Origin of the sequence: Actinoplanes sp. GCM10030250 (genome assembly GCF_042666575.1) — a bacterium.
Lineage (GTDB): Bacteria > Actinomycetota > Actinomycetes > Mycobacteriales > Micromonosporaceae > Actinoplanes.
Window position 1 is genome coordinate 47,822 of sequence record NZ_JBHTDO010000017.1, and the last position, 14,605, is coordinate 62,426.

The following is a 14,605-nucleotide window of genomic DNA, read 5'->3' on the forward strand; positions in this document are numbered from 1 at the left end:
TCCTCGGAGGGGGCGTGAGAAAGATCAAAGAGAGCTCAGGCCCGGGAGAATACCCGTCAGTCGTGGCCCTTGGCCCGGCGCCCCATCGCCTTATTGATCTCCCGCTGCGCATCCCGTGCCGCGAGGTCCTGGCGCTTGTCGTAACTCTTTTTGCCCCTGGCGACGCCGAGTTCGACTTTGGCGTACCCATTCTGGAAGTAGACCGAGAGTGGCACCAGGGTGACGCCGTCGTCGCGCAGCCTGCCCACCATCTTGTGGATCTCTTCGCGGTTGAGCAGCAGCTTGCGCACCCGGCGCGGCTCGTGGTTGGTCCAGGTCCCCTGGGTGTATTCGGGGATGTGCATGCCGTGCAGGAAGATCTCGCCGTGGTTCTCGTGGCCGAACGCGTCGACGAGCGAGGCGCGACCGGCGCGCAGCGATTTGACCTCGGTGCCGGTGAGGACCATCCCGGCCTCGACCGTGTCCAGGATGGCGTAGTCGTGATAGGCCTTGCGGTTGGAGGCGACGAGCTTGCGCCCCTGTTCCCGTGGCACGACTGCAACCTCCTGAAGGTGGAAACCCGGCCTTCAAGGTTACCCGTGACTCAGCAGAGACAACCGGGCAGGTAGTTGAGCGGGTTTCGCGGCACGCCGCCGAAGCGGGTTTCGAAGTGCAGGTGCGCACCGGTCGAGGCGCCGGTGCTGCCGACCCGGCCGATCACCTGGCCGCGGCGGACGTATTCGCCGACGCCGACGTAGATCCGCGACTGGTGGCCGTAACAGGTGGTGAACCCGTAGCCGCCCAGACGGCCGTGGTTGATGCACGTGTACCTGCCGTAGCCGCCGGCCCAGCCGGCCTGGATGACCCGTCCGGAGGCGGCCGAGCGGATCGGGGTGCCGGAGCCGGCGGCGAAGTCGGCGCCGGCGTGCAGTTGCCAGACCCGGTAGTAGGGGTCGTACCGGTTACCGAAGTCGCTGCTCTTCCACCCCTGCACCGGCATGGTGAGCCGGCCTCCGCCGTAGCTGCCGGTGGTGTTGCCGGCGCGTGCTTCCCAGCTGCGCAGACCGGCCTGGACCCGCCGTTCCGCGGTGACGGCCGCGCGGTACTGCGCCAGCACTGTGGACCGCTGCGCCTCGGCGGCGCCGAGGGCGGTGCGGCGGGCGACGACCAGGCTGTCGAGGGCCTGGCGGGCCCGGATCGCGGCGGCTTCCGCGGCGTGCGCGTCGCGGAGTTTGGAGACGGCCCGCTGCTCGGCCTCCTCGGCGGCACGCTTCGCGGACCGGGCGCGGTCGTAGGCGACGCGGGCGTCGCGACGAGCACCGACAAGGGTACGAACCTCGCCGCGCTCGTGCTCCATCAGCTGATCGACAAGCCCGAGGCGGTCCATCAGGTCCTGCGGCCCGCCGGCCGAGACCAGGACGTTGAGCCGCGCGAAGCCGCTGCCCATGTAACTGGCGGTGGCGATCTCGTCGACCCGCTCCCGGGCACCCTGTACGCGTTCGGCCGCGACCTCGTAGGTGCCTGCCACACGGCCGTATTCCTGGCGGGCGGTCGCGGCGCGGCGCCGGGCCGTGCCGGCCTCGACCCGGGTCGCGACGACCACGCCGCGGGTGGTGGCCACCTCATTCTGCGCCGCCGGCAGGGAGGCGGTGGCACGAGCCAAGTTCCGGGCAGCGGTACGAGCAGCAGCGCTCGCGTTCTCCAGGAGCGCTTCCGCCCGCCGTACCGCTCGGGCGGCGTCGTCCCCCCGGTCAGCCGCCGCTGGAACCGGAGCAACAAGCACCAGTCCGGCGAAACTGAGCAGACAGAGGCAGACGGCGAGCAGCGGCTCAGATCGGCGATACCTCACGAGGAGTCACCGTACTCTGACTAATCACTCGCAAAGCCGTAAATCGCCCGACGGCCGCGACCCCACTGAAGGGATCGCGGCCGTCGCTACGACGTTCGGGTGCCTGCGCGTCAGACCTTGAGGTAGAAGCGCAGCGTGACCCACGCGGTGACCGCGCTGACCAGCGCACCGACGCCGGCGAGCAGCGGGAACATCAGCCACACGTTGCCGTCCGGGATCGGCGTCAGGATCGTGGTGAGAGCCTGCAGCTTGTTGTCGAGCAGGACCACCTTGCCGACGAAGAGCGCGATGAAGCCGAGGATCGAGCCGACCAGGCCGGCGACCACCGCCTCGAGCACGAATGGCGCCTGGATGAACCAGTTCGAGGCACCGACCAGCTTCATCACCGCGACCTCACGCCGCTTGCTGTACGCCGCCACCTGGATCGTGTTACCGACCAGCAGCAACGCGGCGAACGCCATCACCGCCGCCACGACCAGGGACATCACCTGGATCGAGTTGAAGATGTTGAACACCTTGTCGAGCAGGGTGCGCTGGTCGATGATCTGCCGGATGCCGGGCAGGCCCTCGATCTGCGTCGCGAACTCGGAGTACTTCTCCGGGTTGGTGAGCTTCACGCGGTACGACTCGGGAAGGCTCTCCGGGCTGATCGAGTTGACGAAGTCCGGCGAGTCCTTCCAGAGCAGCTTGAACCGCTCGAAGGCCTGCTCCTTGGTCTCGTGGGTCTTCGTCTCGACAAGCGGGCTGGAGTCGATCGTTTGGTTGATCGCGCTCTTCTGCGCCTCGCTGACGTCCTCGGTCAGGAAGACCGAGACCTCGATCTTGTCGTAGTAGAAGTCCTTCATCTGGTCGACCTGCATATACATCAACACGCTGGCGCCCAGCATGGTCAACGAGACCGACATGGTGATGATCATGGCGACGGTCATCGTGACGTTCCGCCACAGGCCCACCAGGACCTCGTTGAGGACGTACTTCACGCGCATCGGGGGGATCCTTCCAGGACTCCGCGTGTTGCTTCAGCTGTCGATTCGGGGGCGGAGCCGGGCCTAACCGTAAACACCGCGGGCCTGGTCACGGACGATTCGTCCGCTTTCGATCTCGATGACCCGCCGGCGCATCTGGTTGACGATGTTGGAGTCGTGCGTGACCATCACGACCGTCGTACCGGTGCGGTTGATCCGGTCCAGCAGGCGCATGATCTCGATCGACGTGTCCGGGTCGAGGTTACCGGTCGGCTCGTCGGCCAGCAGGATCAGCGGACGGTTCACGAAGGCGCGAGCCACCGCGACACGCTGCTGCTCGCCACCGGAGAGCTCGTGCGGGTAGCGGTGCTCCTTGCCGCCGAGGCCGACGAGTTCGAGCACCTCGGGGACGACACGACGGGCCACGGCCTGGGTCTTGCCGATCACCTCTAGGGCGAACGCGACGTTCTCATACGCGGTGCGGTTGGGCAGCAGGCGGAAATCCTGGAAGACGCAACCGATCGACCGGCGGAAGTGCGGAACCTTCCACGACCGGAGGGTGGTCACGTCCTTGGCGTTCACCACTACCTTGCCACGGGTCGGTGCGACCTCGTGCAGGAGCAGCTTGATGATCGTCGACTTGCCGGAACCGGAGGGTCCGATGAAGAAGACGAACTCACCCTTCTCGATCCCGACGCTGACATTGTCCAACGACGGCCGAGACGCCTTCGGATACGTCTTAGTCACGTTCTCAAGCTGAATCACGGGATGGGAGTCTACGCGGTGTAACGAAATCGCCAAGCCTGCCGGGGGCCGGAATATTGGCGACCTGCGGTAACAGCGAAATGGGGCATCCCCCGCCTGACCCAGCGTTCAGGCGGGGTAGCGGTGAGTGACGGATCTCCTCAGGAGACAACCTGGTTCTGCTTGCGCCAACGGATGCCTGCCTCGATGAACCCGTCCAACTCGCCGTCGAGCACCGACGAAGGGTTGCCGCTCTCGAACTCGGTCCGCAAATCTTTCACCATTTGGTACGGGTGGAGAACGTACGAACGCATCTGGTCGCCCCACGATCCGGTGGTGTCCTGCTTGAGGCCGGCCATCTTGGCGTCTTCCTCCTGGCGCTTGCGCTCCAGCAACCGCGCCTGGAGCACGCGCAGCGCGGATGCCTTGTTCTGCAGCTGGGACTTCTCGTTCTGGCAGGTCACCACGATGCCGGTGGGGATGTGCGTGAGCCGGACGGCCGAGTCGGTCGTGTTGACGCTCTGCCCCCCCGGGCCGGAGGACCGGTAGACGTCGGTGCGGATTTCGTTGTCCGGAATGTCGATGTGGTCGGTCTGCGCGACGACCGGCATCACCTCGACACCGGCGAAGCTGGTCTGCCGGCGGCCCTGGTTGTCGAACGGGCTGATCCGGACCAGCCGGTGGGTGCCCGACTCGACGCTCAGGGTGCCGAACGCGTACGGCACCTTGACGGTGAAGGTGGCGGACTTGAGCCCGGCCTCTTCCGCATAGGAGGTCTCGTAGACCTCGGTCGGGTAGCCGTGACGCTCGGCCCACCGCAGGTACATCCGCATCAGCATCTCGGCGAAGTCGGCCGCGTCCACACCACCGGCGCCGGCGCGGATCGCCACCAGGGCTTCGCGCTCGTCGTACTCACCGGAGAGCAGGGTGCGGACCTCCATCTCCTCGATGGCTTTGGTCAGCGTGGCGAGCTCGTCACCGACCTCGGCGATCGAGCCGGCATCCCCCTCGTCCTCGGCGAGTTCGAGGAGGACACCGGCGTCGTCGAGACGTGAGCGCAAGCGCTCCAGCTTGGAGATCTCACCCGATGCGTACGACAGGCGGCTGTTGACATCCTGCGCGCGTGCCTGGTCGTCCCAGAGGTCCGGGGCGGAGGCCTGCTCCTCGAGGTCAGCCTTGTCCCGGCGGAGCTTGTCGACGTCCAAGACGTTCTCGATGTTGCGGAGGGTGGCGTCCAGGGCTTTGAGTTGCTCGGGGAAGTCGGCAGCTGTCACGACACTCAAGACTACGCCGCCTGGTCGGACAACCGGCCAGGCGGGCGGATAGTCAGTCCGACGGAACGGCCTTGAGCCACGTGAGTGCGGCCTTGTGATAAGCGACCGCGAACTCCAGTGCGGCGGCGCCGTACGGATCGCCGTTCTTCTTCGCCTCCTTGGCCTGCTCCTTCGCCATCGCCATCGCTTCCGCGTGGTAGGTGTTGGCAGTGCTGTAGAGCTCCTGCAGTTGGTCACCACTGTGCTGCTGGCCGAAGGCCACCCGGAGAGCTATCGGGTTGCGCAGAGCGTCCCGGCCGGGCGACTCGGCGAGCCAGCGGCTGAAGGCGCGCTTGCCGGAGGCAGTGATGGCGTAGGGCTGACTGGATCGGGGGCCCGGCTTGCCGAGGCGCACATACCCCATCTCGGCCAGTACGGGCAATTCGCGATAGACCTGGCTACGCGTCATCGACCAGTAGGGCCCGAGGCGGCGTTCGGCGGCCGCCATCAACTGGCCACCGGTCATCGGCCCCTCGTGAAGGAGCCCGAGGAGAGCAGCCGCAGTCGGATTGATTTGGAAGTCGGGCATGCCTTCTACGCTGCCATTTTGTCGGGCCGCCGTCCAGGATTTCGCCTGATCCGTCCAGTTTGCGCCTCCACAAGCGACTGTCCCGCACAGACAGTCCGACAACGAGCGCGCGTCGCGGCCGTTTTACCGTCCAGAAGCGAGTTGACCAGGTAAAATGGGGCAGTTAAACGGTCAGACGGCGCATCGGAGGCAGGAAGCCCCGCAAAACGCCCACACCGCTCATGCAAAACACGACATTCAGCCCATGTGCGGATAGTGCCACCGTGTCGGTGCGCGGCACAGCGAAGTCGTCCTCGCCGAGGGGTCCCATTCGTCCATCTTCGCACCTCACGGCTGGCCGGTCGGGTCGCCGCGGGCCCGCCGGATACCCTGAGCCCCATGACTGACCGCCAGACAGCGCCGGAGACCGTCGAGGAGTCCCGGCTCACCGTGGTGCTGCTCGCGGTGGCCGCCCTCGCCTGGACAGCGGCGATGATCTGGTCCGCCCGGGTGACCATCACCGGGCGCGCCAACGCCGAGATGGAGGTGACCTCCACGGCGTACGCACTTCCGGGTGCCGTCTCCGCCGACCTGGTCGCCGGTGCCGCCGTGGCGCTGCTCGTGCTCACTCTCCTCAGCGGCCGCCGGACGCTCGGCGCGACCGTCCGGTTCGCCGTCGCCACCGGAGCCGGCCTGCTCGTCGGTGTCCTCAGTGCGATCCCGATCATCACGATCAACACCGCCGGCTCGCTCTACGCGATCGTCGGCGGCACGGTCGCCGCGGCCGCCACCATCGGCGGCGCCATCGCCGGGTTCCGCATCCCGCCGGTGATCGCCGCCGCCTCGGCCGCCGCCGTCGGGGTCTTCGTCATCGGCTTCGTGCTCAACCTGTTCCAGGCGCCGGTGCTCGACATGCTCGGCGCCGGCGACACCGAGTCGTCGGCGAACGCGGCTCAGTGGTTCACCTACGGTCAGGCGGCGCTCAGCGGCCTCGCAGCCGGCCTGATCGCGTTCGCGATGCTGCGCCGGGCCCGCCGCCGCACCGGCGGAGAGGACCTGCGCTGGCCGATGTACGCGCTGGCCGGCGCCGGCCCCGGGCTGATCATGGTGCTCGGCGAGGTGCTGTCGCGCACCGCCGGCTCCGAAGTGCTCGAGCTGGCCGGGAAAGTCAGCGTCATGGACCAGCTCGCGCAGCAGATCCTCAGCACCGCCCGGCTCAACAGCGCCCTGGTCGTGCTCTTCGTCGGAGCCATCTCAGTGATCTTCGCCGTCGGGCGGACCCTCTCCCCCGCCCCGGACGACGACGAGGACGAGGTGGAGGGCGACGAGGGTCAGGCGAGTTCGTCCAGCTCGGAGACCGCGTACCACTCCAACTCGTGATCCTCCGCGCTGTCGACGGTGAACTGCGCGTCGGGATCGCCGGCCAGCGCCTCCTCGACCACGTCGGCGGCGGCGGCGACCGCCTCGGCCGCGTCCGCGCCGTCGAGGTGAATGCTCGCGATCTCCTTCAGCTGCACCGGCTGCGGCAGCCGCACGGTGCTGGACCCCAGCTCGATCTCCTCGCGTAACAGGCTGCCCGCCGGAACGTCGGCCGAGATCACGACGCGCCGCCGCGGAGCCGACGGGTCGTGCCGCAGCAGTTGCAGGGCGGCCTGGGCGGCACGGGTGAAGGCGACGTACTCGAGTTCCTCCTCGTCGCCCTCCGCGTACCACTCGCGCAAGGCGGGCGTCACCGCGTGCGCGATCGTCACGCCCTCCCCTGATGTGGCCTCGCTGGTTGTGCTTTTCGCGCTGCCGAGGTGGCCGGAGGCCTTGAGGGCCGCCAGCATCGGCACGGTGGCCGGCAGATAGACCCGGACCAACTCGGTGATCGGCACTTCGTCCTCCTGTACTCGCGCTGTCCCGGTCAGTACATCGCCGCGGTAGGCCGGGAGGGCATCATTCCACCAGGCGTCTCCGGATCGTGGTGACCCGGGCGGCTTCCCACCTCAAGTACGCTGCCGGACGCAAACGATGGCAAACTGAGGCTGTGGAGCCCAGATTCCTGTTGCTGTCCGACGTCGCGGCCGAGTTGAACGTCTCCGACTCGCAGGTGTACCACATGGTGCGCAGCGGCGAACTGCCCGCGATCAAGATCGGTGGGCGCGGTCAGTGGCGCGTGGAACGCACCAGGCTCGAGGAATACATCCAGCACAAGTACGCGGAAACTGCTGCCTGGGTGCGGGAGAACCCGATGATCGAGCGGGAGCCCGAGTGACCCTTTTTGCGCCTTCCCCCGGATCGATGGCGGCACATTGACCGGTGTGCGGTTGCCGAGGAGACTTCAGGCTGTCGTAAGCAAACGGAGGCAAACGTAGGGAACGGTGGTGGCAATGCCGGTAACTGTCGAGCGTTCAACGGTCCCGCGTGCAACCGGCCAGCGCGCTACAGGCCAGCGTGCAACAGGCCAGCGTGCAACAGGCCAGCGCGCAACAGGCCAGCGTTCAACGTCCGGGATCGCGCCCACCGGGCCTCGGCCGGCGATCCGCCTCCGCCCGGTGCCGCGGTATGAACCCCCGTTCGACGACGAGCTGTCTCCACAGGTGTGGGCTTCGGCCCGGCAGCTGCCGCTGACCTGGTCCGTTTCTCAGGCGCCGACGGCACCGGATCCCACCGACTCGGCCCGGTCTCCCGCAACGCCGCCGGTCGACACCGGCGCACCGCTGAGCGCTGCCGACGCACCACCGGTGGTTGCCGGTGCCTCCAGCGACGCGAAACTGGCCGTCCGGCGGTTCGTGCACCTCTGCGTCGAGGTCCTCAACGGATACCGGCCCGCCGGTCACCTGCGCCGGCTGTCCCTGCCCTCGGACGCGGCGGATGTGGTGTCCGAAGGGCTGGCCGGCGCACGGCGGGTCACCGACTTCCGCAACGCGAGCCGGATGGGCAACCGGCGGGCGCGGCGACCGGTTCCCGTCGCGGTCCTGAAGCTGCGGCTCTGCGAGCCCCGGCCGGGCGCTGTGGAGGCGGCGGTCGCCTTGGTGATCGGCGACCGGACCTGGGCGATGGCGCTGCGGATGGAACTGCACCAGCAGAGCTGGTCCGCCACCGTCCTACGGCTGATCTGATCGCCCAAGGCCACACGGCCCAACGCGAGCGGCGCGCCCGTCCTGTGGGTGCGGCCAGGGGCGGCACGGCAGTGAGCCGGCGCGGGCGGGCGGCGCGGGCGGCGGCGGCGGGCGGCGGCGCGTGAACTCCCAGGGCGGCCGGCGAGCGGCACAGGCGACGGCCGTCCCGGGCTCGCGCCGGCGGGTAACGCAGTCGCCGGTAGCCGGGCCAGGGCCACCCGGGCAGGAGAACCTGGGCTAGGGCGCCCGGCAACAGGAACCGAAGCTAGAGCCGCCCCGGCAACAAGAACCGGCGGCCGCGTCGAAGCGCGACCGCCGGTTGAGGAGCGTGGAGGCGGGATTACGCCACGCCGGGTGCTCCGTGGCAGCGCTTGTACTTCTTGCCCGAGCCGCAGTAGCAGGGGGCGTTGCGCGACGGCCCGTTCGACTCGGACTGGGTGCGGCCTGAGGCGGCGCGGGCGCCGGTGTGGGCGGGGCTGGCCGGGACCGGCGAGCCGCCCGGGCCGATGCCGACCTGGCCCGACGGCTGCTGGGGCCGCTGGATCACCGGGCGGCCGTCGCCGGCCTCGCCGTCGATTGCCGGGGCCGTGTACTGCAGGTTCTGGGGGCGGCCGGGACCGCCGAGACCCTTGGCGTGCACCTCGACGCGCTCGGGCTCGGTGTCGTCCGGTGCGTCGCCGCCGACCCTGGGCAGTTCGTAGGCCTGGCTGGGGTCGACCGTGACGGTGGGCTGCTCCTCGACCTGAACCTCCAGGTTGAAGACGAAGCCGACGGCCTCCTCCTTGATGCCCTCCATCATCTGGTTGAACATGTCGAAGCCCTCGCGCTGGTACTCGACCACCGGGTCGCGCTGCGCGTACGCCCGCAGGCTGATGCCTTCCTGCAGGTAGTCCATCTCGTAGAGGTGCTCGCGCCACTTCCGGTCGATGACCGCCAGCAGCACCTGGCGCTCCAGTTCGCGCAGCGCCTCCGGGCCGAGCTCCTCCTCACGTGCCGAGTAGGACGCCTGGGCGTCCTGCTTGAGCTGTGCGGTGAGGAACTCCTGGTCGATCGTGTTCCGCTCGCCGCCGGACTCGGCGACGATGTCCTCGATGGTGAGGGTGACCGGGTAGAGCCGCTTGAGGTTGGTCCAGAGCTGCTCCAGGTCCCAGTCCTCGGCGAACCCGTCGGCGGTGGCCGCCGTGACGATGTCGGCGATCACGTCGTCGATCATGTTGGTGATCTGGTCGTGCATGTCCTCGCCGTCGAGCACCCGGCGGCGCTCGGCGTAGACGACCTGGCGCTGCTTGTTGAGCACCTCGTCGTACTTGAGGACGTTCTTACGGATTTCGGCGTTCTGCGCTTCGATCTGGGTCTGTGCGCTGCGGATCTGCCGGGTCACCATCTTGGACTCGATCGGCACGTCCTCGGGGATGTTGAAGCGCTCCATGACCGCCTCGACAGCACCCGCCCGGAACCGCTTCATCAGGTCGTCCTGCAGCGACAGGTAGAACCGGGACTCGCCCGGGTCACCCTGCCGGCCGGAACGACCGCGGAGCTGGTTGTCGATGCGGCGGGAGTCGTGCCGTTCGGTGCCGAGCACGTAGAGGCCGCCGGCCGCCGTGACCTCGGCGGCTTCGGACTCGCAGGCTTCCTTCCAGTTCGGCAGCACTTCTTCGAGGGCCTTCGCGTACTCCTCCGGGTTCTCCACCGGGTCGAGGCCGCGCTGGGCCAGCTCGGTCGCGGCGAGGAATTCCGGGTTGCCGCCGAGCAGGATGTCGGTGCCGCGGCCGGCCATGTTGGTGGCGACGGTGACGCCGCCCTTGCGGCCGGCCTGCGCGATGATCGTGGCTTCCTGGGCGTGGAACTTCGCGTTCAGCACGCTGTGCGGGATGCCGCGCTTGCGCAGCAGGGTGGAGAGGATTTCCGAGTTCTCCACCGAGACGGTGCCGACGAGCACCGGCTGACCGCTGGCGTGCCGCTCGGCGATGTCCTCGATGACGGCGTCGAACTTGGCCCGCTCGGTCTTGTAGATGACGTCCGGGTGGTCGATCCGGATCATCGGGCGGTGCGTCGGGATGCTCACGACGCCGACCTTGTAGACGCTGTTGAACTCGCCGGCCTCGGTCTGCGCTGTACCGGTCATGCCGCCGAGCTTGTCGTAGAGGCGGAAGAAGTTCTGCAGGGTGATGGTCGCCAGGGTCTGGTTCTCCTGCTTGACCTCCACACCTTCCTTCGCCTCGATCGCCTGGTGCATGCCCTCGTTGTAGCGCCGGCCGTGCAGGATGCGGCCGGTGAACTCGTCGACGATCAGGACCTCGCCGTCGGGGCTGACGATGTAGTCCTTGTCCCGCTTGTAGAGCTCCTTGGCCTTGATGGCGTTGTTCAGGTAGCCCACGAGCGGGGTGTTGACCGATTCGTACAGGTTGTCGATGCCGAGCCGGTCCTCGACCCGGGAGACGCCGCGCTCGGTGATCGCGACGGTCCGCTTGGCCTCGTCGACCTCGTAGTCGCCCTCGCCGTCCTTGCCCTTCTGGAGGCGGTTGACGATCTGGGAGAACTCGCCGTACCACCGGGCGGAGTGCTCGGCCGGGCCGGAGATGATCAGCGGGGTCCGCGCCTCGTCGATGAGGATCGAGTCCACCTCGTCGACGATCGCGTAGTTGTGCCCGCGCTGCACGAGCTCCGACTTCGCCCACGCCATGTTGTCGCGCAGGTAGTCGAAGCCGAACTCGTTGTTCGTCCCATACGTGATGTCGCACAGGTAGGCGGCACGGTGGTCGGCCGCCGGCCGGTTCGGCAGGATCACGCCGACGGTGAGGCCGAGGAACGTGTGCACCCGGCCCACCCACTCGGCGTCACGCTGGGCGAGGTAGTCGTTCACCGTGATGATGTGCACGCCCTGGCCGCTCAACGCGTTGAGGTAGGCCGGGAACACGCCGGTCAGGGTCTTGCCCTCACCGGTCTTCATCTCGGGAATGTTGCCGAAGTGCAGCGCGGCGCCACCCATGAGCTGGACGTCATACGCCCGCTGGCCGAGGACGCGCTTGGCACCTTCGCGAGCCACAGCGAACGCCTCGGGGAGCAGCGAGTCGAGTGACTCGCCCTCCTCGTAACGCTCCTTGAACTGCTGGGTGCATTCGCGCAACTCGTCATCGGTCAGGTCGACATAGTCGTCCTCGATCGAGTTGACCGCGTCCGCGATCGCCTTGAGCCGGCGCACCATGCGGCCTTCGCCGGCGCGGAGGATCTTTTCCAATATCGACACGGGTCAACGCTCCCCTAGACAGTCTGCTGAACCATCGTAGGCACCTTCGCCCTAGACCTGTGACCCGAGCCTCCCGTGAAGCGCGCAAAAAGTATGAAACGTGTCGGCGAGTTCGCTGATAGCGCAGCCGCCGGCATGTTCAAACTAGTTTGGCGCCCGGGCGCGTCCCGGGAAAGGATGACTACGTGAACCCCAAGCTTGATGAACCGGCCGGCGGAATCCGGCTCCGGGAGTACGAACCGTCCGACGCGGAGGCGCTCGCCCTCGCGTACGAGGATCCGGTCTTCCGCCGCTTCGCCCGGCCCGACACCGGCCTCACCACCGGCACAGGTTATGTCGTCGCCGACGAGAAGACCGGTGAGCTGCTCGGCGGCGCCGGCCTGGACCTGGTGATCCCCAGCCGGCGCCAGGCCGAGGTGACGTTCTGGGTCGCGCCGTCGGCACGCCGGCGCGGCGTCGCCACGGCGGCCCTGAAGTCGCTGAGCCGATATGCCTTCGGCACCGGCCTGGAACGGCTGGAGGTCCTGACCCACTGGGAGAACGCGGCGGCGCAGCGGGTCGCCCTGGCGGCCGGCTACACCCGCGAGGGCGTACGCCGAAGTGCCGTTCCCAACCCGGACGGTGGCCGCGACGACCTCCTCGTCTGGACCCGCGTCGCCGGCGACCCGGAGAAGCCGGGCACCCGCCTGCTTCCCGACCTGCCCGGCGGCGAGCTCACCGACGGCGTGGTGACGCTGCGCCCGGTCACCGAGCACGACCTCGACTTCTACGCGGAGTTGCACGGCCTGCCCGACGTGATCAACACCAGTGTTCCGCCGGTCCGGAAGAGCGCCGACGAGATCCGCCGCCGCTGCAACCGCTCCGAGGCGCAGTGGCTGGCCGGCACGACCGCCGACCTGGTCATCCTCGACAACGCCACGGGTGCTCCGGCCGGTGAGATCTCGCTCTACTACCAGGAGCCGCCCACCGGGCAGGCGATGATCGGTTACAGCATGCTGCCGGCGTTCCGCGGGCAGGGCATGGCGACACGTGCCGCCCAGCTTCTCTCGCTCTGGGCGTTCGCGGAGACCGGCATCGTGCGCCTGATCGCCGGGACGCTGCCCACCAACATCGGCTCGCAGCGGGTCCTGGAGAAGGCCGGCTTCCAGCGTGAGGGATACATGCGCTCGCGACTGCCCGGTGCGGACGGCGCACGCAACGACGACATCCAGCACGTCCTCCTGGCTGGAGACCTACTGGCGCAGGCCTCCAGCGAAGGGTGATCAGACGGCCAGGCTGAGAATGCCGTAGTCGTAACCGCGGCGGCGGTAGACGACGCTGGGGCGGCCGCTGTCCTTGTCCTGGAACAGATAGAAGTCGTGTCCGACCAGCTCCATCTGGAAGAGCGCGTCGTCGACGGTCATCGGCTCAGCCGGATGTTCCTTCTCCCGGACGATGCGCCACGGCTGGTTCTCGTCGTGCTCGACCAGCTCGGTGTCGACAGATGGTTCAGCGGTCAGCGTGGCGGTGCTTCCGGTCAGGTCGGTCGGAAGGTTCGCGGTGGCGGCGGCCACGGACACGGGTGCGTGCCGTCCGCGGTGGACGCGGCGCCGGTCGGCGGAGCGGCGCAACCTGCCGTCCAGTTTGTTGATGGCGCAGTCCAGAGCTGCGTAGAAGTCTTGTGCCTGTGCCTCGGCGCGGATCACCGGGCCCTTGGTCATCACCGTGATCTCGACCCGCTGGCAAGTGTCGGACTGTCGCGGATTGCGTTCGTGGAAGAGCTCCACGTCCGCCCTCATCAGCTTCTGGTCGTAACGCTCGACCTTGCTCAGCTTGTCGGCGACATGCTCTCGATAGTGGTCGGGAACCTCTACGTTGCGGCCCTTGACGACAATGTCCACTCGTGACCTCCCCCAACGGTGTTCTTTGCGGGCGCCGAACCACGGCGCTTCGTGCAGCTCAGGGAAAACGCCGCGTGATCAGCCACTGACGCGGCCTACGTGGGTGAGACGACTCCTTTCCGGTGCGGCGACCAGGCCGATGTATCGGCGCCCCCGGCGGCGGGTAAGAGTTCGCGCTTACCCTCGTCACCTAGACGCTAACGTGACTCTGCCCGCCCGTCACCCCTCGTTCGGGATACCGGAAGGCTGACGTTCGCCTCTACCGGAGCCCGGGGCGGAATCGCGGTCAATTGACGGGAGTGGTCCTGCGAAGTTGTGTCGCAGCCAGTACCGCAGCGCCTGTGACCTGCATGTCCGCCTCCTCAAGACGGCGTACCACCGCGGTCAGCGTCGCCCCGGTGGTAACGATGTCGTCCGTCACCACCAGCGTGCGCCTGTTCCGATCGCCGCGTTGCAGAACGCCGATTCGGGGTGTGATTCGCAGCGAATTGACAGCTGCGGTCAACCGATCGGCAGCATCCAGCGACGTGGAGTCAGGGCGCGGCAGGGCACGCAGCAGGTGAAGGGCTTTCGCGTCGTACCCGGCTGATCGCAGACGCCGCACCGCGTGCCGGGTCATCCGCACCATGTGATCACCGTGTCGCTCCCGGCGGGCGGCAGCGGTGGAGGGGACCGGGACGAGCACCACCGGGCGGTCGCGCGGCGCGATCGCCGCGACCGCGCCGGCCAGCAGGACACCGAGAGGCCGGGCGAGCCGGTGGCGGCCTCTTTCCTTGTACGACAGGAGCGCACCACGCAACGACCCGGCGTAGGGCCCAACGGTCACACAAGCCGGAAAGCCCCGCGGAGGCGGACTCGGTGCGGCCGGATGCGGCCGCAACGCCTCCAGGGCCGCCACACAGGCCGCGCAGGTCCCGTAGGTCAGCCGCTCCCGCTCAGCGCCGCACCCCGCGCACACTCCCGGGAGAACCAGGTCGGCGATCTCACCGAGGAGCCCCGCGACCATGTCTTCGCGT

At 68.2% G+C, this 14,605-nt stretch carries 14 protein-coding genes and 1 pseudogene; 4 read left to right on the plus strand and 11 right to left on the minus strand.

The genetic code is table 11. The features are described from left to right. Window positions 1-56: 56 nt before the first annotated feature. The 6 genes from smpB to ACFQV6_RS22015 all read right to left on the minus strand — a co-directional run bounded on the left by smpB (window position 57) and on the right by ACFQV6_RS22015 (window position 5,379). A complete protein-coding gene (smpB, locus tag ACFQV6_RS21990; RefSeq protein ID WP_378029417.1) occupies window positions 57-533 on the minus strand; it encodes an SsrA-binding protein SmpB in 477 nt (158 codons plus the stop codon). A gap of 50 nt (window positions 534-583) precedes the next feature. Next, window positions 584-1,828, minus strand: coding sequence for a M23 family metallopeptidase (locus ACFQV6_RS21995; RefSeq protein WP_378029418.1), 1,245 nt, complete (start codon window positions 1,826-1,828; stop codon window positions 584-586). Between the two features lie 110 nt (window positions 1,829-1,938). Next, on the minus strand, window positions 1,939-2,814 hold the full coding sequence (ftsX, locus tag ACFQV6_RS22000; RefSeq protein ID WP_378029419.1) for a permease-like cell division protein FtsX: 876 nt from the start codon (window positions 2,812-2,814) through the stop codon (window positions 1,939-1,941). Between the two features lie 63 nt (window positions 2,815-2,877). Further along, complete coding sequence (ftsE, locus tag ACFQV6_RS22005; RefSeq protein ID WP_378029420.1) at window positions 2,878-3,558, minus strand: cell division ATP-binding protein FtsE; 681 nt, start codon at window positions 3,556-3,558, stop codon at window positions 2,878-2,880. A 140-nt stretch (window positions 3,559-3,698) separates the two neighbouring features. Beyond that, window positions 3,699-4,811 carry a peptide chain release factor 2 gene (gene prfB, locus ACFQV6_RS22010; protein WP_378029421.1) on the minus strand — a complete coding sequence of 371 codons (1,113 nt, stop codon included), beginning with the start codon at window positions 4,809-4,811 and terminating at the stop codon, window positions 3,699-3,701. Between the two features lie 52 nt (window positions 4,812-4,863). Continuing rightward, window positions 4,864-5,379, minus strand: coding sequence for a PadR family transcriptional regulator (locus ACFQV6_RS22015; RefSeq protein ID WP_378029422.1), 516 nt, complete (start codon window positions 5,377-5,379; stop codon window positions 4,864-4,866). Window positions 5,380-5,757: 378 nt separating this feature from the next. Between ACFQV6_RS22015 and ACFQV6_RS22020 the strand changes: the two genes are divergently transcribed. Next, window positions 5,758-6,738 (plus strand): hypothetical protein, encoded by a 981-nt coding sequence (locus tag ACFQV6_RS22020; RefSeq protein WP_378029423.1) that lies wholly within the window; start codon window positions 5,758-5,760, stop codon window positions 6,736-6,738. Here the strand turns inward: ACFQV6_RS22020 and ACFQV6_RS22025 are convergent. Beyond that, on the minus strand, window positions 6,690-7,187 hold the full coding sequence (locus tag ACFQV6_RS22025; RefSeq protein ID WP_378029535.1) for a DUF6912 family protein: 498 nt from the start codon (window positions 7,185-7,187) through the stop codon (window positions 6,690-6,692). The genes ACFQV6_RS22020 and ACFQV6_RS22025 overlap by 49 nt on opposite strands. A 200-nt stretch (window positions 7,188-7,387) precedes the next feature. Here ACFQV6_RS22025 and ACFQV6_RS22030 point away from each other — a divergent pair, with 200 nt between their 5' ends. Beyond that, a complete protein-coding gene (locus ACFQV6_RS22030) occupies window positions 7,388-7,615 on the plus strand; it encodes a helix-turn-helix domain-containing protein (RefSeq protein WP_378029424.1) in 228 nt (75 codons plus the stop codon). 280 nt (window positions 7,616-7,895) lie between these two features. Continuing rightward, window positions 7,896-8,462 (plus strand): Rv3235 family protein, encoded by a 567-nt coding sequence (locus ACFQV6_RS22035; RefSeq protein ID WP_378029425.1) that lies wholly within the window; start codon window positions 7,896-7,898, stop codon window positions 8,460-8,462. Between the two features lie 340 nt (window positions 8,463-8,802). Here ACFQV6_RS22035 and ACFQV6_RS22040 read toward each other — a convergent pair whose 3' ends face one another. Together ACFQV6_RS22040 and secA are read right to left on the minus strand one after the other, a co-directional pair. Next, the gene (locus ACFQV6_RS22040; RefSeq protein WP_378029536.1) at window positions 8,803-9,102 is read right to left on the minus strand and encodes an SEC-C metal-binding domain-containing protein; all 300 of its coding nucleotides are present in this window, start codon (window positions 9,100-9,102) and stop codon (window positions 8,803-8,805) included. Between the two features lie 86 nt (window positions 9,103-9,188). Further along, window positions 9,189-11,709 (minus strand): annotated as a pseudogene (gene secA, locus ACFQV6_RS22045) (preprotein translocase subunit SecA); the annotation flags it as partial. A 185-nt stretch (window positions 11,710-11,894) separates the two neighbouring features. Here secA and ACFQV6_RS22050 point away from each other — a divergent pair. Continuing rightward, window positions 11,895-12,971, plus strand: coding sequence for a GNAT family N-acetyltransferase (locus ACFQV6_RS22050; protein ID WP_378029426.1), 1,077 nt, complete (start codon window positions 11,895-11,897; stop codon window positions 12,969-12,971). Here ACFQV6_RS22050 and hpf read toward each other — a convergent pair whose 3' ends face one another. Both hpf and ACFQV6_RS22060 read right to left on the minus strand, forming a co-directional pair. Then, window positions 12,972-13,589, minus strand: coding sequence for a ribosome hibernation-promoting factor, HPF/YfiA family (gene hpf / locus ACFQV6_RS22055; RefSeq protein WP_378029427.1), 618 nt, complete (start codon window positions 13,587-13,589; stop codon window positions 12,972-12,974). A gap of 286 nt (window positions 13,590-13,875) precedes the next feature. Then, window positions 13,876-14,595 carry a ComF family protein gene (locus ACFQV6_RS22060; protein ID WP_378029428.1) on the minus strand — a complete coding sequence of 240 codons (720 nt, stop codon included), beginning with the start codon at window positions 14,593-14,595 and terminating at the stop codon, window positions 13,876-13,878. Between the last annotated feature and the right edge of the window lie 10 nt (window positions 14,596-14,605).